This is a genomic window from Pimelobacter sp. 30-1, from assembly GCF_018831735.1.
Classification (GTDB): domain Bacteria; phylum Actinomycetota; class Actinomycetes; order Propionibacteriales; family Nocardioidaceae; genus Nocardioides.
Genome location: NZ_NHTS01000007.1, coordinates 135,076 through 161,658, shown reverse-complemented (window position 1 = coordinate 161,658; position 26,583 = coordinate 135,076). Strand labels below are relative to the sequence as shown.

Annotated in this window: 28 protein-coding genes; 10 read left to right on the top strand and 18 right to left on the bottom strand. The window is 72.4% G+C overall.

Going from position 1 to position 26,583, the window contains the following annotated elements; translation table 11 throughout:
- Positions 1-7: 7 nt before the first annotated feature.
- From CCO04_RS19520 to uvrC, 9 genes are all read right to left on the bottom strand, one after another.
- Positions 8-370, bottom strand: coding sequence for an RNA polymerase-binding protein RbpA (locus CCO04_RS19520; RefSeq protein ID WP_038679084.1), 363 nt, complete (start codon positions 368-370; stop codon positions 8-10).
- Between the two features lie 60 nt (positions 371-430).
- Positions 431-667 carry a preprotein translocase subunit SecG gene (gene secG / locus CCO04_RS19515; RefSeq protein ID WP_052138671.1) on the bottom strand — a complete coding sequence of 79 codons (237 nt, stop codon included), beginning with the start codon at positions 665-667 and terminating at the stop codon, positions 431-433.
- A 27-nt stretch (positions 668-694) separates the two neighbouring features.
- Positions 695-1,495: a triose-phosphate isomerase gene (gene tpiA / locus CCO04_RS19510; RefSeq protein WP_252373566.1), complete on the bottom strand. Its 801-nt coding sequence runs from the start codon at positions 1,493-1,495 to the stop codon at positions 695-697.
- A complete protein-coding gene (gene pgk, locus CCO04_RS19505) occupies positions 1,496-2,701 on the bottom strand; it encodes a phosphoglycerate kinase (protein ID WP_374197016.1) in 1,206 nt (401 codons plus the stop codon). It lies immediately after the preceding gene.
- 26 nt (positions 2,702-2,727) lie between these two features.
- Positions 2,728-3,720 (bottom strand): type I glyceraldehyde-3-phosphate dehydrogenase, encoded by a 993-nt coding sequence (gene gap, locus CCO04_RS19500; protein ID WP_215815829.1) that lies wholly within the window; start codon positions 3,718-3,720, stop codon positions 2,728-2,730.
- 100 nt (positions 3,721-3,820) lie between these two features.
- The gene (gene whiA / locus CCO04_RS19495; RefSeq protein WP_215815828.1) at positions 3,821-4,807 is read right to left on the bottom strand and encodes a DNA-binding protein WhiA; all 987 of its coding nucleotides are present in this window, start codon (positions 4,805-4,807) and stop codon (positions 3,821-3,823) included.
- A gap of 106 nt (positions 4,808-4,913) precedes the next feature.
- Positions 4,914-5,915: a uridine diphosphate-N-acetylglucosamine-binding protein YvcK gene (yvcK, locus tag CCO04_RS19490; protein WP_215815827.1), complete on the bottom strand. Its 1,002-nt coding sequence runs from the start codon at positions 5,913-5,915 to the stop codon at positions 4,914-4,916.
- Between the two features lie 8 nt (positions 5,916-5,923).
- The gene (gene rapZ, locus CCO04_RS19485) at positions 5,924-6,793 is read right to left on the bottom strand and encodes an RNase adapter RapZ (protein ID WP_215815826.1); all 870 of its coding nucleotides are present in this window, start codon (positions 6,791-6,793) and stop codon (positions 5,924-5,926) included.
- Positions 6,794-6,797: 4 nt separating this feature from the next.
- Positions 6,798-8,804 (bottom strand): excinuclease ABC subunit UvrC, encoded by a 2,007-nt coding sequence (gene uvrC, locus CCO04_RS19480; RefSeq protein WP_374197015.1) that lies wholly within the window; start codon positions 8,802-8,804, stop codon positions 6,798-6,800.
- Positions 8,805-8,841: 37 nt separating this feature from the next.
- Here uvrC and CCO04_RS19475 point away from each other — a divergent pair, with 37 nt between their 5' ends.
- Entirely contained in the window at positions 8,842-10,152 is a 1,311-nt protein-coding gene (locus CCO04_RS19475; RefSeq protein WP_215815824.1) for a pyridine nucleotide-disulfide oxidoreductase, read from the top strand.
- Entirely contained in the window at positions 10,149-10,928 is a 780-nt protein-coding gene (locus tag CCO04_RS19470; RefSeq protein ID WP_215815823.1) for an alpha/beta hydrolase fold domain-containing protein, read from the top strand. Before CCO04_RS19475 ends, CCO04_RS19470 begins: the two co-directional genes overlap by 4 nt.
- Here CCO04_RS19470 and CCO04_RS19465 read toward each other — a convergent pair.
- From CCO04_RS19465 to uvrA, 4 genes are read right to left on the bottom strand one after another with little or no spacing between them, the layout of a single operon-like run.
- A complete protein-coding gene (locus CCO04_RS19465) occupies positions 10,894-11,307 on the bottom strand; it encodes a Rieske (2Fe-2S) protein (RefSeq protein WP_215815822.1) in 414 nt (137 codons plus the stop codon). The genes CCO04_RS19470 and CCO04_RS19465 overlap by 35 nt on opposite strands.
- Positions 11,300-11,794, bottom strand: a complete 495-nt coding sequence (locus CCO04_RS19460; RefSeq protein ID WP_215815821.1) for a Rieske (2Fe-2S) protein — start codon at positions 11,792-11,794, stop codon at positions 11,300-11,302. The genes CCO04_RS19465 and CCO04_RS19460 overlap by 8 nt, the downstream gene beginning before the upstream one ends.
- Positions 11,795-11,854: 60 nt before the next feature.
- Entirely contained in the window at positions 11,855-12,760 is a 906-nt protein-coding gene (locus tag CCO04_RS19455; RefSeq protein WP_215815820.1) for a hypothetical protein, read from the bottom strand.
- Positions 12,761-12,820: 60 nt separating this feature from the next.
- Positions 12,821-15,835, bottom strand: coding sequence for an excinuclease ABC subunit UvrA (gene uvrA / locus CCO04_RS19450; protein WP_215815819.1), 3,015 nt, complete (start codon positions 15,833-15,835; stop codon positions 12,821-12,823).
- 161 nt (positions 15,836-15,996) lie between these two features.
- On the opposite strand from uvrA, the gene CCO04_RS19445 reads away from it, so the two are divergent.
- The 3 genes from CCO04_RS19445 to CCO04_RS19435 are packed head-to-tail and all read left to right on the top strand — an operon-like array spanning position 15,997 to position 17,896.
- A complete protein-coding gene (locus CCO04_RS19445; RefSeq protein ID WP_215815818.1) occupies positions 15,997-16,692 on the top strand; it encodes a maleylpyruvate isomerase family mycothiol-dependent enzyme in 696 nt (231 codons plus the stop codon).
- A gap of 21 nt (positions 16,693-16,713) precedes the next feature.
- Positions 16,714-17,385 (top strand): MBL fold metallo-hydrolase, encoded by a 672-nt coding sequence (locus tag CCO04_RS19440; RefSeq protein WP_308281366.1) that lies wholly within the window; start codon positions 16,714-16,716, stop codon positions 17,383-17,385.
- Positions 17,386-17,389: 4 nt separating this feature from the next.
- On the top strand, positions 17,390-17,896 hold the full coding sequence (locus tag CCO04_RS19435; protein WP_215815817.1) for an NUDIX hydrolase: 507 nt from the start codon (positions 17,390-17,392) through the stop codon (positions 17,894-17,896).
- On the opposite strand, the gene CCO04_RS19430 is transcribed toward CCO04_RS19435, so the two are convergent.
- Positions 17,880-18,485 (bottom strand): DNA-3-methyladenine glycosylase I, encoded by a 606-nt coding sequence (locus CCO04_RS19430; protein ID WP_215815816.1) that lies wholly within the window; start codon positions 18,483-18,485, stop codon positions 17,880-17,882. The genes CCO04_RS19435 and CCO04_RS19430 overlap by 17 nt on opposite strands.
- 58 nt (positions 18,486-18,543) lie before the next feature.
- Here CCO04_RS19430 and CCO04_RS19425 point away from each other — a divergent pair, with 58 nt between their 5' ends.
- Both CCO04_RS19425 and CCO04_RS19420 read left to right on the top strand, forming a co-directional pair.
- Positions 18,544-18,891, top strand: coding sequence for a VOC family protein (locus CCO04_RS19425; RefSeq protein ID WP_215815815.1), 348 nt, complete (start codon positions 18,544-18,546; stop codon positions 18,889-18,891).
- 78 nt (positions 18,892-18,969) lie between these two features.
- Complete coding sequence (locus CCO04_RS19420; RefSeq protein WP_215815814.1) at positions 18,970-19,347, top strand: hypothetical protein; 378 nt, start codon at positions 18,970-18,972, stop codon at positions 19,345-19,347.
- A gap of 78 nt (positions 19,348-19,425) precedes the next feature.
- Here CCO04_RS19420 and CCO04_RS19415 read toward each other — a convergent pair whose 3' ends face one another.
- Genes CCO04_RS19415 through CCO04_RS19405 form a run of 3 tightly spaced genes read right to left on the bottom strand, consistent with a single transcriptional unit; the run spans position 19,426 to position 22,009 of the window.
- The gene (locus CCO04_RS19415) at positions 19,426-20,523 is read right to left on the bottom strand and encodes a ferredoxin--NADP reductase (RefSeq protein WP_215815813.1); all 1,098 of its coding nucleotides are present in this window, start codon (positions 20,521-20,523) and stop codon (positions 19,426-19,428) included.
- A 24-nt stretch (positions 20,524-20,547) separates the two neighbouring features.
- Positions 20,548-20,850 carry a hypothetical protein gene (locus CCO04_RS19410; protein WP_215815812.1) on the bottom strand — a complete coding sequence of 101 codons (303 nt, stop codon included), beginning with the start codon at positions 20,848-20,850 and terminating at the stop codon, positions 20,548-20,550.
- A 16-nt stretch (positions 20,851-20,866) separates the two neighbouring features.
- Positions 20,867-22,009, bottom strand: a complete 1,143-nt coding sequence (locus tag CCO04_RS19405) for a Rieske 2Fe-2S domain-containing protein (protein ID WP_215815811.1) — start codon at positions 22,007-22,009, stop codon at positions 20,867-20,869.
- A gap of 73 nt (positions 22,010-22,082) precedes the next feature.
- On the opposite strand from CCO04_RS19405, the gene CCO04_RS19400 reads away from it, so the two are divergent.
- Genes CCO04_RS19400 through CCO04_RS19390 form a run of 3 tightly spaced genes read left to right on the top strand, consistent with a single transcriptional unit; the run spans position 22,083 to position 25,829 of the window.
- A complete protein-coding gene (locus CCO04_RS19400) occupies positions 22,083-23,270 on the top strand; it encodes an acyl-CoA dehydrogenase family protein (protein WP_215815810.1) in 1,188 nt (395 codons plus the stop codon).
- A 10-nt stretch (positions 23,271-23,280) separates the two neighbouring features.
- Positions 23,281-24,324 (top strand): acyl-CoA dehydrogenase family protein, encoded by a 1,044-nt coding sequence (locus CCO04_RS19395; protein ID WP_215815809.1) that lies wholly within the window; start codon positions 23,281-23,283, stop codon positions 24,322-24,324.
- Positions 24,321-25,829 (top strand): AMP-binding protein, encoded by a 1,509-nt coding sequence (locus CCO04_RS19390; protein WP_215815808.1) that lies wholly within the window; start codon positions 24,321-24,323, stop codon positions 25,827-25,829. The genes CCO04_RS19395 and CCO04_RS19390 overlap by 4 nt, the downstream gene beginning before the upstream one ends.
- Before the next feature lie 8 nt (positions 25,830-25,837).
- On the opposite strand, the gene CCO04_RS19385 is transcribed toward CCO04_RS19390, so the two are convergent.
- Positions 25,838-26,575 carry an alpha/beta hydrolase gene (locus CCO04_RS19385; protein WP_215815807.1) on the bottom strand — a complete coding sequence of 246 codons (738 nt, stop codon included), beginning with the start codon at positions 26,573-26,575 and terminating at the stop codon, positions 25,838-25,840.
- Between the last annotated feature and the right edge of the window lie 8 nt (positions 26,576-26,583).

The window sequence follows — 26,583 nt, the reverse complement described above, 5'->3', positions numbered from 1 at the left end:
GCTCAGCTCAGAAGATGATCTCGCCGGACTTGCGCCGCGAGCGCAGCAGCTGGATCGCCTCGTCGAGGATGACCTCGGCCTCCTTGTCGGAGCGGCGCTCCTTCACGTAGGCCAGGTGCGTCTTGTACGGCTCGATCTTCGGAGCCGGCGGCGCGTTCTCCGAGTCGAGACCGGCGGGCAGGCCGCACTTGGGGCAGTCCCACGACTCCGGGACCGACGCCTCGACGGAGAAGGTGATCACGGCTCGGTGACCATTCGCGCAGAAGTACGTCACCGCCTGCCGGGGAGCCGCCTCGCCGCGCTCGGCCTCTCCCATCGGACCCGCGCCGACACGACTGCCACGGATCGCGTTTCCACCACCACCAGCCAACGGACTATCTCCTCAAAGCCTCGGACGGCCGCGGTTCTCCCGCAGGCCGGATGCAGTAGATCAGTTCTGGTACGCGAGCAGGAGGCCCAGCGCGATGACGCAGGCGAACCAGATCACGCCGATCCCGACCGTGAACCGGTCGAGGTTCCGCTCGGCCACGGAGGAGCCGCCGAGCGAGCTCGACACTCCGCCACCGAACATGTCCGAGAGGCCGCCGCCCCGACCCTTGTGCAGCAGCACGAGCAGGATCAGGATCAGGCTCGTGATCACGAGCAGCACAGTCAGAAGCGTCGACACGCGAGGAATCCTACGTCAGGTCCGGTACTAGGACAGCACCGGCATGTCGTAGAAGCGGCAGATTCCCCCGAACTCGTCCGCCTCGAGGCTCGCGCCGCCCACGAGGGCGCCGTCGACGTCGGTCTTGGCCATGATGCCGGCGACGTTCGCGGCCTTCACCGAGCCGCCGTAGAGGATCCGTACGGCGTCCGCCGCCTCGTCGCCGAACAGCTCGCGCACCTTGCCCCGGATGGCCGCACAGACCTCCTGCGCGTCGTCCGGGGTCGCCACCTCACCGGTGCCGATCGCCCAGACCGGCTCGTAGGCGATGACCAGCCCGCCGACCTGCTTCTTCGACAGCCCCGCGAGGGAGCCCTCGACCTGGGCGTTCGTGTACGCGACGTGCTCGCCCGCCTGGCGTACGTCGAGCCCCTCGCCGACACAGACGATCGGCGTGATCTTCTCCCCCAGCGCCGCCTTCGCCTTGGCGTTGACGACCGCGTCGGTCTCGTCGTGGTACTGGCGCCGCTCGGAGTGGCCGACCACGATGTAGGAGCAGCCGAGCTTGGCGAGCATCGCCGCCGAGATCTCGCCGGTGTAGGCACCCGCCGCGTGCGCGGAGACGTCCTGCGCGCCGTAGCGGATCGAGAGCCGGTCGCCGTCGATCAGCGTCTGCACCGACCGGATGTCGGTGAACGGCGGGATGACCGCGACCTCGACCTTGCCGTAGTCGTGGCGCTTGTCCGACAGCGTCCAGGCGAGCTTCTGCACGAGCACCACGGCCTCGGCGTGGTTGAGGTTCATCTTCCAGTTGCCCGCCATCAGGGGCGTGCGCGTCGTGCTGGCCATTCAGTCCTCCAGAACCGTGATGCCGGGGAGTTCCTTGCCCTCGAGGTACTCGAGGCTCGCGCCGCCGCCGGTCGAGATGTGACCGAAGGCGGCCTCGTCGAATCCGAGGGTCCGTACGGCGGCCGCGGAGTCGCCGCCGCCGACGACGGAGAGCCCGTCCACCTCGGTGAGCGCCGCGGCGACCGCGCGGGTCCCCTCGGCGAAGGCGGCCTGCTCGAAGACGCCCATCGGACCGTTCCAGAAGACGGTCCTGGCGTCCGCGAGGGCCGCCGCGAAGGCGACGCCCGACTCGGGACCGATGTCCAGGCCGAGCGCGTCGGCCGGGATCGCGGTGGCGGCGACCACACGCGCCGAGGCCTCGTCGCCGAAGCTGTCGGCCACGACGATGTCGGTGGGCAGCACGATCTCGACGCCGAGCTCCTTGGCGCGGGCCTGGTAGGCGCGGACCGTGTCGAGCTGGTCCTCCTCGAGCAGGCTCTTGCCGACCTCCAGGCCGTCGGCCTTGAGGAAGGTGAAGACCATGCCGCCGCCGATGAGCAGCTTGTCGGCCTTGCCGAGCAGGTTGTCGATGACGCCGAGCTTGTCCGAGACCTTGGAGCCGCCGAGGACGACGACATAGGGCCGGGCCGGGTCGACGGTGAGCCGGCGCAGCACGTCGATCTCGGCGGCGACGAGGCCGCCCATCGCGTGCGGCAGGCGCTCGGCGACGTCGTAGACGCTGGCCTGCTTGCGGTGCACGACGCCGAAGCCGTCGGAGACGAAGACGTCGGCGAGGGCGGCGAGCTGGTCGGCGAAGGCGCCGCGCTCGGCGTCGTCCTTGCTGGTCTCGCCGGCGTTGAAGCGGACGTTCTCGAGCAGCGCGACCTCACCGTCGGCGAGCGCGGCGACGGTCTCCTGGGCGGAGGCTCCGACGGTGTCGGTGGCGAACGCGACCCGCCCGCCGAGCAGCTCGCCGAGGCGGGCGGCGACGGGAGCGAGCGAGTAGGCCGGGTCCGGCTCGCCCTTCGGGCGGCCGAGGTGGGCGGCGACGACCACGCGGGCACCCGCGCCGGCGAGCGCCTGGATGGTCGGGACGCTGGCCCGGATCCGCCCGTCGTCGGTGATGGTCGACCCGTCGAGGGGGACGTTCAGGTCCGACCGGACGAGCACGCGCTTGCCCGCGACACCCTGGAGGAACGACTCGTCGAGCCCGTTGATTGCTGTCACAAGCGTCAGAGCCTAGACGATGCGTCTCAGGCGCCGACGTGCGTGATGAGGTCCGCGAGCCGGTTGGAGTATCCCCACTCGTTGTCGTACCAGCCGGCCACCTTGACCTGGTTGCCGATGACCTTGGTCAGCGGCGCGTCGAAGATGCACGACGCGGGGTTGGTCACGATGTCGGAGGAGACGATCGGGTCGGTCGAGTAGACGAGGTAGCGGCCGTCGGCGGCGGCCTTGACGATCTCGTTGACCTCGTCGACCGACGTCTCGCGCGGCGCTGCGAACGAGAGGTCGGTGAGCGATCCGGTGGGGGTCGGGACGCGCAGGGCGTAGCCGTCGAGCTTGCCCTTGAGCTCGGGCAGCACCAGGCCGATCGCCTTGGCGGCACCGGTCGAGGTGGGCACGATGTTGAGGGCGGCGGCGCGGGCGCGGCGCAGGTCCTTGTGGATGTTGTCCTGCAGGTTCTGGTCGGCGGTGTAGGCGTGCACGGTGGTCATCAGGCCCGAGACGATCCCGAGGCCGTCGTTGAGCGCCTTGGCCATCGGCGCCAGGCAGTTGGTGGTGCACGAGGCGTTGGAGATGACGGTGTGCCGGGCCGGGTCGTAGAGCTCGTGGTTGACGCCCATCACGATGGTGATGTCCTCGTTGGAGGCGGGCGCCGAGATGATGACCTTCTTGGCGCCGCCGCCGTCGACGTGGGCGCGGGCCTTGGTGGCGTCGGTGAAGAAGCCGGTGGACTCGACGACGACGTCGACGCCCAGGTCGCCCCAGCCCAGGGCAGCGGGGTCGCGCTCGGCGAAGGCCTTGATCTCGGTGCCGCCGACGACGATCGCGTCGTCCGTCGCCTCGACGGTGGCGTCGAGGGGGCCGAGGATCGAGTCGTACTTCAGCAGGTGGGCCAGCGTCGCGTTGTCCGTGAGGTCGTTGACGCCGACGATCTCGATGTCGGCCCCGCCGGCTCGGACGGCGCGGAAGAAGTTGCGGCCGATCCGGCCGAATCCATTGATTCCTACACGAACAGTCACTGCGATCCTCCTGGGAGAGCGGGACGTTGCCGGTGTTCCCGACCCTATCCCCCAGGTGTGCGTCCGCGGCAGGTTCAGCGCCGGGGACCGATCGCGGCGCTCAGGCGTCGCCGGCGAGCATCTCCGGGGTGAGCGACGCCTCGGTGTCCGGGATGCCGAGGTCCTCGGCACGCTTGTCGGCCATGGCGAGCAGGCGGCGGATCCGGCCGGCGATGGCGTCCTTGGTGAGGACCGGGTCGTGCAGCTGGCCGAGCTCCTCGAGCGAGGCCTGCTTGTGCTCCAGGCGCAGCTCGCCGGCCATCTTGAGGTGGTCGGGGACCTCCTCGCCGAGGATCTCCATGGCCCGGTGCACCCGGGCGCCGGCGGTGACGGCGGCGCGCGCGGAGCGGCGCAGGTTCGCGTCGTCGAAGTTGGCGAGGCGGTTGGCGGTGGCGCGGACCTCGCGCCGCATCCGCCGCTCTTCCCACGCCATGAGCGTCTCGTGGGCGCCGAGGCGGGCGAGCAGCTGGCCGATGGCGTCGCCGTCGCGGATCACGACGCGATCGACGCCGCGGACCTCGCGGGCCTTGGCCTGGATGCCCAGGCGGCGCGAGACGCCGACCAGGGCGAGGGCGGCCTCGGAGCCGGGGCAGGTGACCTCGAGGGATGACGAGCGGCCCGGCTCGGTGAGCGATCCGTGGGCGAGGAAGGCGCCCCGCCAGGCGGCGACCGCGTCGCACGCGCCGCCGGAGACGACGGCCGGCGGGAGCCCGCGGACCGGGCGGCCACGCTGGTCGAGCAGTCCGGTCTGGCGGGCGAGCGCCTCGCCGTCCTTGACCACCCGGACGATGTAGCGGCTGCCCTTGCGCAGGCCGTTGCCCTGGACCATGACGACCTCGGAGCCCTGGCCGTAGATCTCGGAGATGTCCTTGCGCAGCCGACGCGCGGCGGCGCCGGTGTCGAGCTCGGCCTCGACGACGATCCGGCCGCCCACGATGTGGAGCCCGCCGGCGAAGCGCAGCATCGAGGCCACCTCGGCCTTGCGGCAGCAGACCTTCGTGACCGGGGTGCTGGCCAGCTCCGCCTTGACCTGTGCCGTCATCGCCATGGGAGCGATCTTTCCACGCGGGTCAACCACCCTCGCCGCCCAGGCGGTACGACGGCCCGCGGGCGAGCGACCCGCGCCACACCGGGGCGTGCAGGAGGCTCCGCGCTCAGCCCGCCGCGAAGATCCGCGCGTAGGCCTCGGCGAGCCGGACCGGGTCGTGGCGCGGGGTTCCGTCCTCGGCGGCGATGTCGTCGACGACGAGCCGGGCGCCGAGGGCGGCGACGGTCTCCTCGAGCTCGGCGAGCTCCGCGGCCGGTACGTCGGACAGCGAGTGCCGGTCCGCGAGGACGGTGTGGATCGCGAGGTCCGGCGCGTGCTCCGAGAGCACCGCGAGGTGGTCGGCCGGTCCGAAGCCCGGGGTCTCGCCGGCCTGCTCCTCGAGGTTGAGCACGACGATGAGCCGGGCGTCTGTGGCGACGAGCGCCGAGCGAAGCCGCGGGACGATCAGGTGCGGGAGGACGCTGGTGAACCAGGAGCCGGGGCCGAGCACGGCCCAGTCCGCCGCGGCGATGGCGTCGATGACGGCGGGACTGACGCCGGGGTCGGCGGGGTCCAGCGCGATCGCGGCGATGACGCCGTCGGTGGTGGCGACCTCGACCTGACCGTGCACCGAGGTCAGGCCGTCGGGGTCGGCGGGGTCGAGGCCGCGGACGGAGGCGGTGATGTCCATGGGCTCGGTGGCCATGGGCAGGACGCGGCCCTTGGCGCCGAGCAGGCGGCCGACCCAGTCGAGCGCGTCGACGTGGTCGCCGAGGAGCTCCCAGAGCCCCACGATGAGGAGGTTGCCGACGACGTGGCCGCGCATCTCGCCGTCCCCCTCGAACCGGTGCTGCAGCACGCGGGCCCAGGTGTCGCCCCACTCGTCGTCGCCGCAGAGGGCGGCGAGCGCCATCCGCAGGTCGCCGGGCGGCAGGACGCCGAACTCGCCGCGCAGCCGGCCCGAGGAGCCGCCGTTGTCGGCGACGGTGACGACGGCGGTCAGCTCGTCGACGGTCAGGTCGTCGACGAGGTGGCGCAGCGCGCTCAGCGAGGCGTGCAGGCCGTGCCCGCCGCCGAGCGCGACCACGGCCTGGGCGCGCTGGTCGCTCCCGAGGAAGTCCGAGCTCATCCGGTCGATCACTCCCGGCCCAGGTCGCGGTGGATCGCGCGGGCGACGTGGCCCTGCTCGCCGAGCCGGCGGGCGATCTCCTCGCTCATCGCGACGCTGCGGTGCTTGCCGCCGGTGCAGCCGATGGCCACGCGCATGAACCGCTTGCCCTCGCGGATGTAGCCCTCGGCCACCCCGGTCAGCAGCGGCACGTAGGCGTCGACGAAGTCCTCGGCGCCCGGCCGGCCCAGGACGTACGCCGCGACCTCCGGGTCCTGCCCGGTGCGGGGACGCAGCTCGGGCACCCAGTGGGGGTTGGGCAGGAAGCGCATGTCGGCGACGTAGTCGGCGTCGACGGGGATGCCGTACTTGAACCCGAAGCTGATGACCGAGACGCGCAGCCGGGTGGTCTGGATGGTGCCGAAGGCGTCGGCGATCCGGTCGGTGAGCTGGTGCACGTTGAGGTTCGAGGTGTCGATGACGAGGTCGGCCTCGGAGCGCAGGTCGGCGAGGACGACGCGCTCGCGCTCGAGTCCGTCGAGCAGCCGGCCGCCGGCCTGGAGCGGGTGCGGACGGCGGGCCGCCTCCTGGCGGCGCACGAGCACCTCGTCGATCGCGTCGAGGAAGACCAGGCTGGTCTCGCGTCCGGCGACGCCGTGGGCGAGCGCGCTGCGCAGGCCCTGGAAGAACGATCCGGACCGGACGTCGACCACCACGGCGACCGACTGCGCCGGGCCGTGGCTCTCGTCGACCAGCCGGACGACGTCCGGCAGCAGGCTGGGCGGCAGGTTGTCGACGACGTAGAAGCCGAGGTCCTCCAGCTCCTTGGCGGCCGTGCTGCGGCCGGCGCCGGTCATGCCGGTCACGACCACGAGCTGGCCGGGGGTGCTCTCGCTCATGGGGTCATTGTGGTGCAGGACCGGTGGACGACGGGGATCGCGTCGCGTCCTCGGTCGCGATGGCCTCCTTGATCGCGGCGGCGGTGCGCGGCCCCACCCCGGGGACGGCGGCGATCTCGTCGAGCGACGCCAGGCGCAGCTTGCGCAGCGAGCCGAAGTGGCGCAGCAGGGTCTTGCGACGCACCTCGCCGAGCCCGGGCACCCCGTCGAGCATGCTCTCGACCATCGACTTCGAGCGCCGGTTGCGGTGGTGGGTGATCGCGAACCGGTGGGCCTCGTCGCGCACGCGCTGGAGCAGGTAGAGCCCCTCGGAGGTCCGCGGCAGGATGACCGGGTCCTCCTCGCCGGGCACCCAGACCTCCTCGAGCCGCTTGGCCAGGCCGCAGATCGGGATGTCGTCGATGCCGAGCTCGTCGAGGGCGCGCTGCGCGGCCGCGACCTGGGGCGCGCCACCGTCGACGACGACGAGTCCGGGCGCGTAGGCGAACTTGCGCGGGCGCCCGGTGTCCGGGTCGACCAGCATCGGACCGGTGCCGGCCGAGGGGTCGCCCGGGCGCAGCTCGGAGCGCGCCTGCTCGTCGAGGAGCCGGCGGAACCGCCGGGTGATCACCTCGTGCATCGCCTTGACGTCGTCGGAGCCGTCCTGGTCCTTGATCACGAAGCGGCGGTACTCGCCCTTGCGCGCCAGGCCGTCCTCGAAGACGACCATCGACGCGACGATCTCGGTGCCCTGGATGTGGGAGACGTCGTAGCACTCGATGCGCAGCGGCGCCTCGTCGAGCTCGAGCGCCTCGGCGATCTCGGCGAGCGCGCGGTTGCGGGTGGTCAGGTCGCTGGCCCGCTTGGTCTTGTGGAGGGCGAGGGACTCGACGGCGTTGCGGGCGACGGTCTCCTGGAGCGTCTTCTTGTCCCCTCGCTGGGGCACCCGGATCTCGACCTTGGCCCCGCGCAGGTCGGAGAGCAGGCGCTCGAACGTCGCGTGCTCGGGCGGCAGCTCGGGCACCAGGATCTCGCGCGGTACGGCGTCGCGCGCGTCCTCCTGGGCGACCCCGGCGTAGAGCTGGAGCAGGAAGTCCTCGACCAGCGCCGAGGTGTCGCCCTCGTCGGTACGGTCGGCGACCCAGCCGCGCTGACCGCGGATCCGCCCGCCGCGCACGTAGAACACCTGGACCGCGACCTCGAGCGGGTCCTCGGCCAGGGCGATGACGTCGGCGTCGGAGCCGTCGCCGAAGACGACGGCCTGCTTCTCGAGCGCCTTGTTCATCGCGCCGAGGTCGTCGCGCAGGCGCGCGGCCTTCTCGAAGTCGAGGTCGTCGGAGGCGGCGTACATCTGCTGCTCGATGCGCTTCATGAACGGCCGCGTGCGGCCCGCCATGAACTCGCAGAAGTCGTCGACGATCGCGCGGTGGTCCTCGGGCGAGACGTTGCCGACGCAGGGCGCCGCGCACTTGTCGATGTAGCCGAGCAGGCAGGGCCGGCCGATCTGGCTGGACCGCTTGAAGACGCCGTTGCTGCACGAGCGCATCGGGAACACCCGGAGCAGGATGTCGACCGTCTCGCGGATCGCCCAGGCGTGGCTGTAGGGCCCGAAGTAGCGCGTCCCGCGGCGCTTGGCCCCGCGCCCCACCATCACCCGCGGGAACTCGTCGGAGACGGTCACCGCGAGCCAGGGGTAGGACTTGTCGTCGCGGTACTTCACGTTGAACCGCGGGTCGTACTCCTTGATCCAGGAGTACTCGAGCTGGAGGGCCTCGACCTCGGTCCCGACGACCGTCCACTCGACCGACGTCGCGGTGGTCACCATCGTCGCGGTGCGCGGGTGCAGGTTGCCGATCGGCTGGAAGTACGACGACAGCCGGGCCCGCAGGTTCTTGGCCTTGCCGACGTAGATCACCCGCTGGGTGCGGTCGCGGAACCGGTAGACCCCGGGCTGGGTCGGGATCGAGCCGGGCGCCGGCCGGTAGCTCAGAGCAGGTGACACGCCGTCAACCCTACGGAGATCCACCGACATGTCTTTAAAAGACTTTGTCTGGTGGTTTACTTGACTTATGTCTGCACGCACCCGATGTCGCGACGCCTACGGATACGACCTCACCACCGGCCCCCTGGCCGCCGAGGCCTATGTCGACGGTGTGCGCGACCTGTTGCGGCTCCGCTCGGGAGCGGCCGGCCGGATCGCCACCGCGATCGCCCTCGACCCGACGTTCGCCCTCGGCCACGCGGCCCTGGCCCTGCTGGGCCACGAGATGTGCGTCGAGGTCGACGTCGCCGCCCGCCTGGCCGACGCCCGGCTCCACGCCGGCCGCGCGACCGAGCGCGAGCGCAGCCACGTCCACGCGATCGACCGGCACCTCCAGGGCGACCCCGCTCCCCTGATCACCCACCTGGCGGCGTACCCGCGGGACGCGCTGCTGCTGTCGGTCGCGATGCCGACCATCGCCTTCGCGGGCGTCACCGACGTCCCGGAGCAGGCCTGGCGGATCGTCGAGGGTGCCGCGCCGTCGTACGGCGACGACCCGTGGATCGCCGGCATCCTCGCGTTCGTGCGCCAGGAGCAGCGCCGCTTCGACGAGGCGATGGACCTCTCGTGCCACTCGCTCTCCCTCGACCCGGCCGGCGGGCACGCGGCGCACGCGCGCGCCCACGCGCACTACGAGACCGGCGACCACGCGGCCGGCCTGGCCTGGATGGACGGCTGGATCCTCGGCGACGGCGCCGCCACCGACAGCCTCACGCACTTCTCGTGGCACGCGGCGCTCCACGAGCTCTCGATCGGCGACCTCGGCGCGGTCCGGACGCGCTACGAGAACCAGCTCCGGCCCCAGCACGCGGTCGGCTGCCGCGCCCTCGTGGACACCGGGGCCCTGCTGTTCCGCTGGGCGATCACCCCGGACGCGTACGACGTGCCGTCGCTCGACGAGGTCGCCGCCGTCACCGGCCGCTCGGTCCTGGAGCAGCCCGCGACGGCGTTCCTCGCGCTGCACGCGGCCGTCGTCCTGCTCGCGACCGACGACCGCACCGGCCTGCGCCGGCTCGCCGAGTGGAGCGCGGGCCACACCAGCCCGACCCACCGCGAGGTCGTCGCTCCCCTGGCCCGGGCGCTCGACCTGCTCGCCGCCGGCAGCAGCTCGCTGGCGGCCGACCGGCTCGCCGCGCTGAGCCCGCAGGTGTGGCGCCTCGGCGGCTCCGACGCCCAGCGCGAGATCGTCGAGGAGGCCCGGATCGCAGCCCTGCTCCGCGCCGGACGGTACGACGACGCCCGCGAGGTGCTCGACGCCCGGCTCGACCGCCGTCCCGCGATGCGCGACCTGCGCTGGAAGGAGACGGCGACGGCGCCGACCGGCATGCTGGTGCGGTGACCGCCGAGGACGCCGCCTGGACCGCGATCGACGCCGCTGCTGCCGAGGCGCGCAGCGGGGCCCGGGTCGTCCGCTACGGCGACCACCCCGACCAGATCGCTGAGGTGCACGGGTCGGGCGCGGCGATGGTCGTGCTGCTGCACGGCGGCTACTTCCGGCCCTCGATCGACCGGACCCACGCCCGCGGCCTGGCTGCAGACCTCGCGGCCGCGACCGGGCACCAGGTGTGGCTGGCGGAGTACCGCCGCGTCCCCGGCGACCCGGAGGCGACGCTCGACGACCTGCGCGCCCTCGACCGCGCCGCGGGCGCGGCCGGGGACGTGATCGCCTGGGCGGGTCACTCCGCGGGCGGGACGCTGGCGCTCTGGCGGGCCTGCGCGGCCGACCTCGGACCGGTCCCGGTGGTCGCGCTCGCGCCCGTCGTCGACCTGCGCTGGGCCGCGGAGGACCTCCTCGGCGACGGCGCGGTCGTCGACTGGATGGGCGGGACCCCGGCCGAGGTCCCCGCCCGATACGCCGGCATCGACCCGCTGCCCCGGCTGCGCGCGGGCGCCGCGGACCGGCCGGGCGGCGGCGTGACGGTGCTGCACGGCGACCGGGACGCGACCGTACCGGTGAGCCAGTCGACGGCGCTCACGGATCCCCCGGCGCCCGGCGTGCGGGTCGAGGTGCTGGCCGGCGCGCACCACTTCGACGCGTTCGACCTGCGTACCGCGGCGGGCGCCGCCCTGGTCACAGCGCTCAGGCCGCGAGGATCTTCTGACCGTCGACCGTGATCTCGACCTTGGCCAGCGCCGACGGTGCCGGTCCGCCCTCGACGTCCCCCGTCGAGATCGAGTACGACGACCCGTGGTGCGCGCACTGGATCCGGCCGTCGGCCACCGTGGTCACGGTCAGCCCCTGGTGCGTGCACACCGCGGTGAACGCCTCGAACTTCCCGGCGGTCGGCTGGGTGACGACGACCTTCTGGTCGGTGAGCACGACGCCCCCGCCCACCGGCACCTGGTCGGTGGTGGTCAGCTCGTCGCCGGTCGCGACCTTGGGCTTGCCGCTGCTGCCGCTGTCGCCGCCCGCGCACCCGGCGAGCGCCACGGCCACGCCGAGGGCCCCGAGGCCGGAGAAGACGATCCGCCGCTGGACGCGCAGCTCAGGCACGCGTGACCTCGTCGCCGGCCACCGTCACGGCGACCTCCGAGAGCGGGCTCTGCGCCGGACCACCCTGGGGCGAGCCGTCGGAGATCGAGAACGAGCTGCCGTGGCACGGGCACTGGATCCGGCCGTCGGACACGCCGCTGACCAGGCACCCCTGGTGGGTGCAGATCGCGGAGAACGCCTTGTACTGGCCCGCCTCGGGCTGGGTGACGACGAGCTCCTGGTCCTTGACGACCACTCCGCCACCGACCGGTACGTCGCCCGCCGCCACGAGGCCGCCGCCCGAGCCACCACCGCTGCTCGGCGTACCGGAGGCGGTCGCGGTGGCCGTCGGCGAGGACGCCGTGCTCGGCGGGTCGGTCGCCGGCGTGGTCGCGGGGTCCTTGGCCGCGCCGTCGTCGCCACCGCCGCAGGCGGCGAGCAGCGGGACGCCCACCCCCAGCGTGGCCGCTCCGCTCAGGGCACGTCTCCTGCTCAGGGAGGAAGTCATGGGGCTCAGGCTACGGGCCGTGGCTGAGAACAGGCTGTGCGTACGCCTCGTGTCGCCGGCTCAGCCGAGCCGCGGCCAGGTCCAGCCACCGGGCCGGACCCGGGTCGGCGCGGCGAGCGTGCCGCCCGTGCGCGCGTCCGGCCGGAGCACGCGCTGGACCCGGGCCACGCCGGTGCTGCGGTCGACGACGAGCAGCGGGACCGGCGCGGTCGCCCCGGTGTAGCGGTCGTCGATGCAGGTGCCGGAACGCAGCGCGGTCACCGCGGCGTACCCGGAGGCCCGCAGCACGGTGTCCGTGGACTCCGCGCCCTCGTCCTGCACGACGTGGAGCGCGCCGGCCCGGTCGGTGTAGTAGACCCGGGTGCCGCGCTCGGTCATCGCGGCGGTCAGGGTGGTCGCCTGGCTGATCGGCACCGGGAGGATCGTCGGCCGGACGAGACGGCGGCCGTTCCAGGTCGCCCGGTGCAGGAAGCCGTCGGTGCCCACCCAGTACAGCGAGCGGTCGTCGAACGCGATCAGCCGGCTCGGGTAGCCCGAGCCCAGCACCTTGAGCACGCGGAGCTTCAGGCTGCCGCGGGCGTTCCACTCCGTGCGGACCAGCCGGACCTTGCCGTCGGTCGCGGCCACCACCTGGTGGGTCTCCTCGTGCCCGGGCCACTGGTTGAGCATCACCAGGCCCCAGGCGACCGGACGCCAGGACACCGGACGGCTCGTGGACTTGGCGACGGTCACCCGGTTGCCGGTGACGTGGCGCAGCGTGACCTTGCCGCTGCGGGCCTGACCGTAGGCGTCGATCTCGCAGCGGAACCGCGGCGCTTGCTTCGCGGCGACCGCGGTGGTCGGGGTCGCCGCGGCGACCGGCGCCGGCGCCGCCGCCGCCGAGCCGAGCACCGGCAGCACCGGGAGCACGAGGGCGAGCAGGGCGGTCGGCAGGGCGCGCGCCAGGGCCACGGATCGTTTCGTCACGCGGTCACCGTAGTGGCACCCCGGCCGGGACCTCGGCCGGGACCTCGGCGGGGACTAGGCCTAGCGCTTGCGCGCCGCTGCGGTCTTGGCCGTCCCGGTCGTCGCCTTCTTGACCGCGGCGGCCTTGCGGGCCGCAGTCTTCTTGGCGGTGGTCGCCTTCTTGGCTGCCGGACCCTTGGCGTCGGCGGCCGCCTTGGGCGCGCGCTGGGGCGCGCCGGGCTGGGTGGCCCCGCGGCCGTCGAGCAGCGGGCGCAGGAAGTGGCCGGTGTGGCTCTCGGGTACTGCGGCGATCTCCTCGGGCGTGCCCTCGGCGACGACGGTGCCGCCGCGGGAGCCGCCCTCGGGGCCCATGTCGATGATCCAGTCGGCAGTCTTGATCACGTCGAGGTTGTGCTCGATGACCAGGACCGTGTTGCCCTTGTCGACCAGGCCGGACAGAACGCCGAGGAGCTTGCGGATGTCCTCGAAGTGCAGGCCGGTGGTCGGCTCGTCGAGGACGTAGACGGTGCGGCCGGTCGAGCGCTTCTGGAGCTCGGCGGCCAGCTTGACCCGCTGGGCCTCGCCGCCGGAGAGCGTGGTCGCGGGCTGGCCGAGGCGGACGTAGCCCAGGCCGACCTCGGTCAGGGTCTTCATGTGCCGGGCGATGGGCGGCACCGCGGCGAAGAAGTCCTGGGCCTCCTCGATCGGCATGTCGAGGACCTCGGCGATGGTCTTGCCCTTGTAGTGGACCTCGAGCGTCTCGCGGTTGTAGCGGGCGCCGTGGCAGACCTCGCACGGGACGTAGACGTCGGGCAGGAAGTTCATCTCGATCTTGATCGTGCCGTCGCCGGCGCACGCCTCGCAGCGGCCGCCCTTGACGTTGAACGAGAAACGGCCCTGCTGGTAGCCGCGCATCTTGGCCTCGGGCGTCTGCGCGAACAGCTTGCGGACATGGTCGAAGACGCCGGTGTAGGTGGCCGGGTTGGAGCGTGGGGTGCGGCCGATCGGCGACTGGTCGACGTGGATGACCTTGTCGACGTGCTCGAGGCCGGTGATCTTCTGGTGCCGGCCGGGGATGGCGCGGGCGTTGTAGATCTGCTTGGCCAGCGAGGTGTAGAGGATGTCGTTGACCAGGGTCGACTTGCCCGAGCCGGAGACACCGGTGACCGCGCTGAAGACGCCCAGCGGGAAGGCGACGTCGACGTTCTTGAGGTTGTGCTCGCGGGCGCCGAGGACCTTGAGCTCGCGGCCGACCGTGCGCGGACGGCGTACGGCGGGCACGGGGATCTCGCGGCGGCCGGAGAGGTACTGCCCGGTCATCGAGTCGGGGTGCTCGAGGAGCTCCTTGACCGTGCCGGAGTGGACCACCTGGCCGCCGTGCTCGCCGGCACCGGGGCCGATGTCGACGATCCAGTCGGCGACCCGGATGGTGTCCTCGTCGTGCTCGACGACGATGAGGGTGTTGCCGAGGTCCTTGAGCCGGACCAGGGTCTCGATGAGCTTCTGGTTGTCACGCTGGTGCAGGCCGATGGACGGCTCGTCGAGCACGTAGAGGACGCCGACCAGGCCGGCGCCGATCTGGGTGGCGAGCCGGATCCGCTGGGCCTCGCCGCCCGAGAGCGAGCCCGAGGGCCGGTCGAGCGAGAGGTAGTCGAGGCCGACGTCGAGCAGGAAGTTGAGCCGCTCCTGGATCTCCTTGAGCACCCGCTCGCCGATCTGGCGCTCGCGGGCCGAGAGGTCGAGGTCGGCGAGGTAGGCCGCGGTCTCGTTGATCGGCAGCGCGCAGACCTCGGCGATGTTCTTGCCGCCCTTGTCCTTGGCGCCGAGGGTGACCGCCATCGAGACCGGCTTGAGCCGGCTGCCGGAGCACACCGGGCAGGGCACCTCGCGCATGAAGCCCTCGAACCGCTCGCGGCTCGTGTCGCTCTCGGCCTCGCGGTGGCGGCGCTCGACGTACTTGCGCACACCCTCGAAGTCGGCGTAGTAGGAGCGCTCGCGGCCGTAGCGGTTGCGGGTGACGACGTGGACCTTGGTCGCGTGGCCGTCGAGGATCGCGCGCTGGGCGCGGGTGGTGAGCTGCTCCCAGGGGGTGTCGACGTCGAAGCCCAGCTCGTCGCCCAGCGCGACCAGGAGCCGGCCGAAGTAGTCGGCGACGTGGGCGTGGCTCCACGGCTGGAGCGCGCCCTCGGCGAGCGTCGCGGTGGGGTCGGGGACGACGAGCTCGGGGTCGACCTCCATGCGGGTGCCCAGACCCGAGCAGGACGGGCAGGCGCCGAACGGGGAGTTGAACGAGAACGAGCGCGGCTCGAGGTCGTCGGTCTCGATCGGGTGCTCGTTGGGGCAGGCCATCTTCTCGGAGAACTTCAGCTCCTGGCCGGTGTCGACCAGGTCGAAGACGACCAGTCCACCGGCCAGCCCGAGCGCGGTCTCGACCGAGTCGGTCAGCCGGCGCTTGGCCGAGGCCTTGACCGCGAGCCGGTCGACGACGACCTCGATGGTGTGCTTGAGCTTCTTGTCGAGCGTCGGCGGGCTGTCGAGGTTGTGGGTCTCGCCGTCGACCCGGGCCCGGGAGAAGCCCTGGGCCTGGAGCTGCTTGAACAGCTCGACGTACTCCCCCTTGCGGCCGCGCACGACGGGCGCGAGCACCTGGAAGCGGGTGCCCTCGTCGAGGTCGAGCATCCGGTCGACGATCTGCTGGGGCGTCTGCTGCTCGATCGGCGCGCCACAGGTCGGGCAGTGGGCCCGCCCGGCGCGCGCGTAGAGCAGGCGCAGGTAGTCGTAGACCTCGGTGATCGTGCCGACCGTCGAGCGCGGGTTCTTGGAGGTCGACTTCTGGTCGATGGAGACCGCGGGCGAGAGACCCTCGATGAAGTCGACGTCGGGCTTGTCCATCTGACCGAGGAACTGCCGGGCGTACGCCGAGAGCGACTCGACGTAGCGGCGCTGGCCCTCGGCGAAGATCGTGTCGAACGCCAGGCTCGACTTGCCCGACCCGGACAGGCCGGTGAAGACGATGAGCGAGTCGCGCGGGAGGTCGATCGAGACGTCCTTGAGGTTGTGCTCACGGGCGCCGCGGATGATCAGCTGATCGGTCACTACCGGTCCTCTTGCAGGGTCGCTGGGTGGGTCGGGGATCTTCGAACAAGTGTTCGCCATGGTACGTCGCACAGGCAAGCCAGCGCGCCGGGAACCACCCTCTCACCCGGCACCGACAACGCCTCCCCGCGGGCGCCGCCGCCGCGGTGCATGATGGCCCGGTGACCACTCTCTCCGCCGCGTCCGAGCGCCTCCTCGCCACCGCCGCGTCCCTCTCCGACGCCGAGTGGGCCGCACCCAGCCTGTGCGCCGGCTGGACCCGGGCCCACGTCCTCGCCCACCTCGCGCTCAACGCCGAGGGCCTGGGCGGGATCCTGCGCGGGCTCCGCGACGGCGTGCCGCGCACGATGTACGTCTCCGAGGAGCGTCGCGACGGCGACATCGACGACCTCGTCGCCGTGGCCGGACCGGCCGCCATCCTCGAGCGCCTGCGCGCCGCGGTCGCCGGGCTCGACCAGGTGCACGACGTGGCCACGGTGCTGCCCGAGGGCACCATGTTCGAGCGGACCCCCGGCGGGCGGCAGATGTCGGCCAACAACGTGCCCTTCCTGCGCCTGCGCGAGGTCGAGATCCACCACGCCGACCTCGGCGCCGGCTACACCGCCTCCGACTGGCCGCCGACCACCGCGCTTGCGTTCCTGACCCACTCCACCCGCCAGTACGCCGGCCCGGCCGGCACCGGCTTCCACGCCGTCGCGACCGACGAGCCCGCCCGGTGGACCTTCGGCACCCCCGCCGACGGTGCCGCGACCGTCGCCGGCCCCGTCGGCCCGCTCGCCTGGTGGGCCACCGGCCGCGACGCCGGTGACGCCGTGGTCAGCAGCACCGGGGCGCTCCCGGACCCCACCGGCGCCTGAGCCTGCACCTAGGATCGGCACGTGACCTACACCGGAGAAGTGACCGTCGGCGGCGCCCCCGCGGTCCGGCAGCTGGCGAACCTGACCATCACCAAGGTCGCTGTCGACGAGAAGATGTCGAACAACTGCTACCTGCTGCGCTGCCACGACACGGGCTCCCAGGTGCTCATCGACGCGGCCGCCGCGCCCGAGACCCTGCTCCCGCTGATCGGGGACGAGGGCGTGACCACCGTGATCACCACGCACCAGCACTGGGACCACCACCGCGCCCTGGCGGACGTCGTACGGGCGTCGGGGGCGGGGGTCGTCGCGGGTGACCCCGACGCGGACGCCATCACCGAGCAGACCGGCGTCAGCGTCGACCGCAGGGTCAGCGACGGCGACGAGGTCATGGTCGGCACCTGCGCCCTCCAGGTCATCCGGATCACCGGCCACACGCCCGGCTCGATCTGCCTGCTCTACCGCGACCCGGCCGGTCACCCGCACCTGTTCACCGGCGACTCGCTGTTCCCCGGCGGCGTCGGCGGCACCTTCGGCGACACGGACGCCTTCCGCAGCCTCATCGACGACGTCGAGACCAAGATCTTCGGCACCCTGCCCGACGACACCTGGTTCTACCCGGGCCACGGCGGCGACTCGACGCTCGGCGAGCAGCGCCCGCACCTCGCGGAGTGGCGCGAGCGCGGCTGGTGAGCCGGTGACCCCGGCGGACGAGCCCGTCGCCCTCTACGGCGCCGACGGCCGGCCGACCGGCGAGGTCGCCCCGCGCGCCGAGGTCCGGGCGCGCAACCTGCGCCACGCCGCGACACTCGTCGTGGTGCGCAACAGCCGGGGCGAGATCTACGTGCACCGGCGCACCGACACCAAGGACGTCTTCCCCGGCCGCCACGACTTCGCGGCGGGCGGGGTGCTCCAGGCCGGCGAGATCCCGTACGACGCCGCAGTGCGCGAGGCCTTCGAGGAGCTCGGCGTGCACGGGGTCGAGCTGACCCCGCTCGGCGAGGCGGACTACGCCGACGAGCACACGGCGTACCACGCGTTCGCCTACACCTGCGTGTACGACGGCCCGATCACCTGGCAGCCCGAGGAGGTCGCGTGGGGTGCGTGGGTGAGCGTGGCGCGCCTGCGCGAGATGCTCGGCGAGGAGGAGTTCGTGCCCGACACCGTGGCACTGCTGGCCGACTGGCTCAGCGCGGCGGGGTGAAGGCGGCCCGCGCCGCGGCCACCTCGGCCCGGACGACGCAGCCGGTGACGTGGTCGTTGACCAGGCCCATCGCCTGCATGAAGGCGAAGATCGTGGTGGGTCCGACGAACTTCCAGCCGCGCTTCTTGAGGTCCTTGGACAGCGCGATCGCGGCCGGTGACGTGGTGAGGGTCTGGGGCTCGCCCAGGTCGGCGGCGGCCGGCTCGAACCCCCAGAGGTAGGCCGCGAGCGAGCCGTGCTCGGCCGCGGTCTCGATCGCGCGGGCCGCGTTGTTGATGGTGGCCTCGATCTTGCCGCGATGGCGGACGATGCCGGCGTCCGCAAGCAGGCGGGCGACGTCGCCGTCGTCGAAGGCCGCGACCGCCTGGGGGTCGAAGCCCGCGAACGCGGTCCGGAACGCAGGGCGCTTGACCAGGATCGTGCGCCAGCTCAGCCCGGACTGGAACGCCTCGAGGCTGACCTTCTCGAAGAGCCGCTGGTCGTCGGCGACGGGGAAGCCCCACTCGGCGTCGTGGTAGGGCAGCTCGTCGGGCGAGAGCGACCACGGGCAGCGGGGCAGTCCGTCGGGGCCGGGGGCGGCGGCGTTCATGGGGCGACCCTCCCACGGGCCGCCGACACTGTCCCCGGTCGCCGCTACGTTCGTCCCCATGACCCTCTCCCCCGCCATGATCACCGTCGACACCACCGACGCCCTCACCCTCGGCCGCTGGTGGGCCGAACACACCGGCGGCGAGATCGTCGAGGAGAACGACGGCTGGTTCGTCATGGTCGCGCTGCCGAGCGGCCTGCGCCTCGGCTTCCAGAAGGTCGAGGACCCCACCCCGGGCAAGAACCGGGTGCACGTCGACTTCGTCGCCGAGGACCTCGACGCGACCGTCGCCGCCCTGCGCGCGGCGGGCGCCGGGCACGTCGGGGACCACGAGATGCCGGGCTTCCGCTGGGTCACGCTGAGCGATCCGGACGGCAACCTGTTCTGCGTGTCCGGCAGCCACTGACGCGGGCGGAGGTAACAACCGCGCTCCGCGGAGACATGTACTCGGTGACAGCAGTCCCCGATCTCCCAGGAGCCCCGCATGAACCTCAGGAAGCACGCCGCCGTCACGGTGGCCGCGCTGGCCCTCGGCCTGAGCGCCGCGCCCGTCGCCACGGCGGTCGCCGCCGACGCGCCGGCCAAGGCACCCTGCGCCACCCAGCAGACCCAGCTCGACCGGGCCGAGGCCAAGCTCGATGCCCTGACCGCGAGGTTCGCGGCCAAGCAGGCCAAGGTCCGCGAGGCCAGGGGCGCGGTCAAGGCGGCCGACACGGCCAAGGAGAAGCGCTCGGCCAAGGCCACGCTGGCGCTGGCCAAGGAGAAGAAGGCGACCGTCAAGAAGGCCAAGAAGGCGCAGGCCCAGCGGGTCCTGCACGCCCAGGCGCGCCTTGACAAGTGCCTGGCGGCCCACCCCGCCTGATCCGGGTGTTGCATTGCGGTTTGGGACCAAACCGCACGTTCTGAGGCCCGCCGGTTCCACCTGGCGGGCCTCAGGCGGTCAGCTGTAGGTGATCTTGACCGTGTCCGTCAGCGGCACCGACTGGCAACCCAGCCGGATGCCGTCGTCGAGGTCGTCCTTGTCGAGCACGTCGTTGTAGAGCATCTTGACGTCGCCCTCGAGCAGCCGGATCGCGCAGGCCGAGCACTCCCCCTCGCGGCAAGAGTACGGCGCCTTGACGCCCTTGCTCTCGAGGAAGTCGAGCAGCTTGGTGCGCGGGTCCCAGTCGTCGAAGGTGAACTCCTCGCCGTCGAGCTCGACCTCCACCTTGACCGGCCCGGCCGGCGCGTCGGAGAAGACGTCGGCCCCGGGGCCGTCGTCGTCCGACTCGGCGAGGGCGATCTCGGCCTCGGCCTCCTGGAGCTCGGCGAGGTCGCCGAACGGGTTGCCGCCGAGGGAGACGAACTTCTCCTGGTGGCGCAGGCTGCGCGGCACCTCGAGCTCCTTGAGCACGGTGGTGACCATCTTCATGAACGGCGCCGGGCCGCACACGAACGAGTCGTAGCCGCCGTACGTCGCCGCGAAGGCCCGCATCTGCGCCTCGGTCGGCAGTCCCTGGACGGACTCGAGCCAGTGGATGACCTGGAGCCGGTCGGGGTGCTCGGCCGCGAGCCGGGTGAGCTCGGCGGCGAAGATGACCGACGTCTCGTCACGGTTGGCGTAGAACACGACGATCCGGCCGGAGCCGTGCGCCAGCGCGGTGCGGGTGATCGACATGATCGGCGTGACGCCGGAGCCACCCGCGAAGAGCAGCAGGTCGGCGTCGAGCGAGGCCGGCGTGAAGATGCCGGACGGCGGCAGCACGCGCAGCGTGTCGCCCACGGCGAGGTTGTCGCAGATCCAGTTGGACGCGTAGCCCTCGGCGGTGCGCTTGACGGTGACCGTGAGCGGGCCTCCGTCGTGCGGGCTGCTCGAGAGCGAGTAGCAGCGCGCGGCGATACCGGTCTGGTCGCTCGGCACGGCCACGGTCAGGAACTGACCGGGCTTGTAGTCGAACTTCTCCTCCGCGCCCGCGGGCACGGCGAAGCTGATGGACTTCGCGTCGGCGGTCTCCTCGACCACTCCGACGACGTCCAGCACGAAGGACTCGATGTCCACGGAACTCCCCTACTAAAAGATGGCTCAGTAGCCGTCGTACGCACCGATCGGGACAGCTCCGGCCCGAACGGCGTCGTCGATGCTAGCCATCAACCGAGCACAGGGCTTGTGCACGTCCCGCCCTCCGGGCGCCTGGCCTCGTCGCTGGAACTCTTGACAATCGGCCCGGGCTTCCGCATTCCACTGCACCGAGGTCTGGTGGTCGCTGTTCTTCTTGACCCGGACCTTGGCCAGGCAGTCGAGGCACGCGACGTCGACGAGGCGGTCCTCGGTGTAGCGGCGCAGGTCGTCGAGGGTCTCGCCACGGGTCGGGACGAAGGAGGCCACGAGGATCGACCCGCTCTCAGGCGTCCGCGGGCGCGGCGGCCTCCGCGGCCGCCCGCCGGGCGAGGTTGTCGGCGACCTCGGCGTGCCAGTACTCGTTGGCCTTGGTGGTGTCGACCTCGAACTCGAAGCGGTCGGTCATCTCGGGCGCGATGTCGGCGACGTCGACGTAGAACTGCTCGTACCACCGGCGCAGCTGGTAGACGGGGCCGTCCTCCTCGCACAGCAGCGGGTTCTGGACGGCGACCTTGTTCTCCCAGATCGCGACGTCCTGGAGGAAGCCGTCGCCGAACGACTCGGTGTAGCGCTCGGCGATGTAGGCGCAGGTCTTCTCGTCGAGGCCCTCGGGCTTGCGCACGCTGATGCCGTACTGGAGCGTGAACGACTCCGGGCCGGTCGGGATGTGGCAGTTGATGAGGATGACCTCGGTGATGAAGCCCTTGTAGTCGACCTCGAGCCAGTTGATCATGTACGACGGCCCGTAGTACGTCGCGACCGACTTCAGCGTGGAGTTCTCGTCGCCGTAGCCGCCGCCCATCGTGTCGGGCCGGCCCTTCGACTCCATGAACTGCGTGGCGGTGTGCCCGTCGAAGATGTTGCGGAAGCTCGTCGGGAAGGCGAAGTGCACGTAGTAGAAGTGCGCCATGTCCGCGACGTTGTCGATCAGCTCGCGGCAGTGCGAGCCGTTGATCTCCTTGGTGTGCCACGACCAGGGCGTGTACTTGTCCGACATCACGTCCGGCAGCTCGGGCGGCAGGATCGCATGGTCGGGCGCCGAGCCCTCCGGGTCGTGCCAGATGAGCAGCTGGCCGTTGCGCACGACGGTCTCGTAGCGCTGGGTCCGCGCCCGCAGCGGCACGCGCCGCGCGTAGGGGATCTCCTTGCACTTGCCGTCGCCGCCCCAGCGCCAGTCGTGGAACGGGCAGGCGATGTGGTCGCCCTTGACCTCACCCTGGGTCAGGTCGCCGCCCATGTGCCGGCAGTAGCCGTCGAGCACGTTGAGCTCGCCGTTGCCGCCCTGCCAGACCACGAGCTTGGTCCCGAACCCGTGGACGGAGTGCGGCTTGCCGTCGGCGAAGTCCGAGGCCAGGCCCAGGCAGTGCCATCCGCGCGCGAAGCGGATCGGCGTGGTCCCCTGATCGAGCATGCGGGTGTCGGTCATATAGAACACGTTACAGTTTTGCCGTTAGGCTGACAACAACCGGCCGTCCCGAGCACCCGTCACAGGAGACCCGATGCACATCGACCTGGAGCCGCAGCAGGTAGCCCTGCGCGAGGAGCTCCGCGAGTACTTCGCCCAGCTCGTCACTCCCGAGATCCGCGCCGGTCTGGCGTCGGCCACCGGCGAGTTCGGCGAGGCCGGCGTCTACAAGGACGTCATCCGCCAGATCGGCAAGGACGGCTGGCTCGGGATCGGCTGGCCCAAGGAGTACGGCGGCCAGGCGCGCTCCATGGTGGAGCAGCTGATCTTCACCGACGTCGCCGCCATCGCCGGCGTCCCGATCCCGTACCTGACCCTCAACACGGTCGGCCCGACGATCATGCGCTTCGGCAGCGACGAGCAGAAGGAGTTCTTCCTCCCGAAGATCCTCGCCGGCGAGCTGCACTTCTCGATCGGCTACTCCGAGCCCGGCTCGGGCACCGACCTGGCGTCGCTGCAGACCAAGGCGACGCTCGAGGGCGACGAGTGGGTCATCAACGGCCAGAAGATGTGGACCTCCCTCATCCAGTACGCCGACTGGCTCTGGATGGCGTGCCGCACCGAGCCCGACGCCCCGCGCCACAAGGGCCTGTCGATGATCCTCGTCCCGGCCGACGCGCCCGGCGTGACCTACACGCCCGTGCACACCGTCGCGGGCGTGGGCACGTCGGCGACGTACTACTCGGACGTGCGGGTGCCGGCGTCCAACCTGATCAGCGAGCGCGGCGGCGGCTGGGCGCTGATGACCAACCAGCTCAACCACGAGCGCGTCGCCCTCACCTCGGCCGCTCCCCTCCAGCACTCGCTCACGCTGGTCAAGGACTGGGCCGCCGAGACCCGCAACCCCGACGGCACGCGTGTCATCGACACCGAGTGGGTGCAGATCGCGCTCGGCCGCGCGCACGCCCGGATCGAGGCGCTCACGCTGGTCAACTGGAAGCTCGCCGCGGACGCCGACCACGGCGTCGCGCTGTCGCCCGCCGAGGCGTCGGCGACCAAGATCTACGGCTCCGAGCTGGCCACCGAGGTCTACCGCTCGCTGATGGAGGTCGTCGGCCCCCACGCCGGCGTGACCGTCGACTCCCCCGGTGCCGTGCTCGCCGGGCGCCTGGAGCGGTTCCACCGCTCGTCGCTGGTGATGACCTTCGGCGGCGGCACCAACGAGATCCAGCGCGACATCATCGGCTACATCGGCCTCGGCCTCCCGGCCGCGAAGCGATAGGGACCCCGACATGGACTTCCTCTTCACCCCCGAGCAGGACGAGGCCGCCGAGCTGGCGGCCCGGATCATCGGCGACCAGACCGCCAACGAGCGCCTCAAGCAGGTCGAGGCCGGCGGCGACCGCTTCGACCGCGCCCTGTGGAAGGACCTGGACGACGCGGGCCTGCTGACCCTGCACCTCCCCGAGGAGCACGGCGGCGCCGGCCTCGGCCTGATCGAGCTCGCCCGCGTGCTCGTCGAGGCCGGCCAGCGCGTCGCCCCGGTGCCGCTCGCGGTCCACGGCGCCTGCACGGCCCTGCTCTCCGGCGCCGGCGTCGCGCCCGGTGACCGGCTCTACACGGCTGCCGTCGCCGAGGAGCGGGCCCACCTGCCCGCCGCGCCGACGGTGACCGCGGACGCCGAGGGCGCCCTGACCGGCACCAAGACCCTGGTCCGGGCCGGGATGGCGGCCGACGCCTTCCTGGTCACCGCGACCGGACCGTCGGGCGTGGGCGTCTACCTGGTCGAGGCCGGTGGGGCCGGCGTCGAGCGGGCCGCGCAGAAGACCAGCGACGGCGACACCGCCGCGCTCGTCACGCTGTCGGGCGCGCCCGCCACCCTCGTCGGCGGCGCCGACACGGCCGAGCGGCTGGGCCAGCTGCTCGTCGCGCTCGCCGCGGCGGAGCAGCTCGGCGTGACCGAGGGCGCGCTGCGCCTGACCGCGGAGTACGCCAAGACCCGCGAGCAGTTCGGCCGCCCGATCGGCACCTTCCAGGCGGTCTCGCAGCGCCTGGCCGACGGCTTCATCGACGTCCTGGGCCAGCGACTGACGCTGTGGCAGGCGATCTGGCGGCTCCAGGAGGGCCTGCCGGCCGCGACCGAGGTCGCGACCGCCAAGCTCTGGGCCGCGGACGCCGGGCACCGCATCGCCCACACCACCGTGCACGTCCACGGCGGCGTCGGCATCGACCTCGACGGCGAGGCGCACCGCTACTTCACCAGCGGCAAGCGGTTCGAGTTCCTCTTCGGGGGCGCGACCGAGCAGGCGCTGGCGATCGGCCGCTCCTTCGCATGACCGTCCGGGACCTGCTTCTCGCCCGCGCTGACGACGATCGTCCGGCGCTGCGCTGGCGGGAAGCAGGTTCGGTCCGCGAGCTCTCCTGGCGCCAGTACGTCGCCACGGCGGCCCGCCTCGCGGCCGCGCTCGAGCGGCGCCTGGACCCCGCGCTGCCGCCGCACGTCGGCGTCCTGCTGCCCAACGGACCCGCCTTCGCGCTGCACCTGGCCGCGGCGGGTCTCGGCGGGCACGTGCTGGTGGGCCTCAACACGACCCGGCGCGGAGCCGCGCTCGACGCCGACGTGGCACTCGCCGACTGCCAGGTCGTCGTGGACGCGGACGAGCCCGCGCTCGCCGCCCTGGCCGACCCGGCCGAGGTGCCCCTCCCGGACGCGGCACCGACGGCCGCGTCGCTCTTCATGCTGATCTTCACCAGCGGCACGAGCGGGTCGCCCAAGGCCGTGCGGGTCACCCACGACAAGATCACCGGGCCCGGCACCCACCTCGTCGGACGCCTCGGGCTCAGCGCCGACGACGTGCACTACGTGTCGATGCCGATGTTCCACTCCAACGCGGTCATGGCGGGCTGGGCGCCGGCGCTGACCACCGGCGCGGCCTTCGCGGTCGCCGGGTTCTCGGCACGGGGCTTCCTGCCCGACGTGCGCGACTTCGGGGCGACGTACGCGAACTACGTCGGCAAGCCGCTGACCTACGTCCTGGCCACACCCGCGCTCCCCGACGACGCCGCCAACCCGTTGCGCCTGGTGTTCGGCAACGAGGCCAACGAGGCGGACATCGCCGCCTTCGCGGCCCGCTTCGGCTGCGAGGTGATCGACTCCTACTCCTCGACCGAGAACGCCGTCATCGTCCAGCGCCGCGCCGGGATGCCGTCCGGCGCGCTCGGCATGCCGCTGCCCGGTGTCGCGGTCCTCTCCCCCGAGACCAGCGAGGTCGTCCCCGACGCCCGCTTCGACGATGCGGGACGTCTCGTCAACGCCGACGAGGCGATCGGCGAGCTGGTCAACACGACCGGCTCGGGCGCCTTCGCCGGCTACTACAACGACGCCGCGGCCGAGGCCGAGCGGATGCGCGGCGGCATGTACTGGTCCGGCGACCTCGCCTACCGCGACGCCGACGGCTGGATCTACTTCGCCGGCCGCTCCGGCGAGTGGCTGCGGGTGGACGGCGAGAACCTCGCCGCCGCACCGATCGAGCGGATCCTGCTGCGCCACCCGGCGATCGGCGAGGCGGCGGTCTACGCCGTACCGGACGCCAAGGTGGGCGACCAGGTCGCGTGCGCGCTGATCCTGCGCTCCGCGCTGGCACCGGGCGCCTTCGAGGAGTTCCTGGCCGCGCAGGCCGACCTGTCGGGCAAGGCGTGGCCGCGCTACGTGCGGGTCGTCGACGCGCTCCCCCGGACCGCGACCAACAAGGTGCTCAAGCGGACACTGGCGGCCGACGGCGTACCGATGGCGGGCGACGGGGTGTGGGTGCGCGAGGAGCGCGGGACGTCGTACGCCTAGGACTCGCCCTAGCGGGCGAGGCCGAGGTGACGCGCGAAGAAGCGCGTCGCGTCCTCGCCGGCGTGCGCAGGGACGCCGGTGTGCCCGCCCAGGTTGGCCAGCAGCGTCTTCTCCGAGGAGCCGAAGGCGTCGAACAGGTCGAGTGCCGCCTGCCGGTCGTTGCCCTGGTCGTCCCACTGGAGCAGGACGTGCAGCGGGATCGTCACCTCGCGGGCCTCGTCCAGGATCGCCGCAGGCACGAAGCTGCCGGCGAAGAGTCCCGCGGCGGCCAGGCGCGGCTCGACCCGGGCGAGGCGCACGCCGATCGAGATCACGCCACCGGCGCAGGCGACCGGTCCGGTGATCCCGGGCAGCGCGAGGAGCGCGTCGATGGCCGCGCGCAGCTCGGGGACCGCCTGGTCGACGAGCGGCAGGATCAGCCGGTCGATGACGTCGGCGGGAACGGGCTCGCCCGCGGCGAGGGCGGTGCGGAGGTCGGCACGGGCGCCGTCCACGACCGGCAGCCGGGGCCGCTCACCGCTGCCGGGGAGCTCCAGCGTCGCCGCGGCGGCGCCGATCCGGGAGAGTGCCTGGGCCCGGCCCAGCAGGCGCGGGTACATCGCCTCGACGCCGCCCGGGTGCCCCAGGAGCACGAGCGGACCCGGCCCGGCCGGGGTCCACAGGATCCCGGGCACGTCGCCCAGGGTGAACCGGCGCTCCAGGAGACCCTCGTCGAGGTGCTGCTCGGAGGTGATCCGCAGGTCCACGTCGCTCC

Coding starts and splice junctions, on each gene's coding strand:
- tpiA (WP_252373566.1), bottom strand. CDS start 1,495: ATGGCCAGCACGACGCGCACGCCCCTGATGGCGGGCAACTGGAAGATG.
- whiA (WP_215815828.1), bottom strand. CDS start 4,807: ATGGCGATGACGGCACAGGTCAAGGCGGAGCTGGCCAGCACCCCGGTC.
- yvcK (WP_215815827.1), bottom strand. CDS start 5,915: ATGAGCTCGGACTTCCTCGGGAGCGACCAGCGCGCCCAGGCCGTGGTC.
- rapZ (WP_215815826.1), bottom strand. CDS start 6,793: ATGAGCGAGAGCACCCCCGGCCAGCTCGTGGTCGTGACCGGCATGACC.
- uvrC (WP_374197015.1), bottom strand. CDS start 8,804: ATGTCGGTGGATCTCCGTAGGGTTGACGGCGTGTCACCTGCTCTGAGC.
- CCO04_RS19475 (WP_215815824.1), top strand. CDS start 8,842: ATGTCTGCACGCACCCGATGTCGCGACGCCTACGGATACGACCTCACC.
- CCO04_RS19460 (WP_215815821.1), bottom strand. CDS start 11,794: ATGACTTCCTCCCTGAGCAGGAGACGTGCCCTGAGCGGAGCGGCCACG.
- CCO04_RS19430 (WP_215815816.1), bottom strand. CDS start 18,485: ATGAACGCCGCCGCCCCCGGCCCCGACGGACTGCCCCGCTGCCCGTGG.
- CCO04_RS19425 (WP_215815815.1), top strand. CDS start 18,544: ATGACCCTCTCCCCCGCCATGATCACCGTCGACACCACCGACGCCCTC.
- CCO04_RS19420 (WP_215815814.1), top strand. CDS start 18,970: ATGAACCTCAGGAAGCACGCCGCCGTCACGGTGGCCGCGCTGGCCCTC.
- CCO04_RS19405 (WP_215815811.1), bottom strand. CDS start 22,009: ATGACCGACACCCGCATGCTCGATCAGGGGACCACGCCGATCCGCTTC.
- CCO04_RS19400 (WP_215815810.1), top strand. CDS start 22,083: ATGCACATCGACCTGGAGCCGCAGCAGGTAGCCCTGCGCGAGGAGCTC.
- CCO04_RS19395 (WP_215815809.1), top strand. CDS start 23,281: ATGGACTTCCTCTTCACCCCCGAGCAGGACGAGGCCGCCGAGCTGGCG.
- CCO04_RS19390 (WP_215815808.1), top strand. CDS start 24,321: ATGACCGTCCGGGACCTGCTTCTCGCCCGCGCTGACGACGATCGTCCG.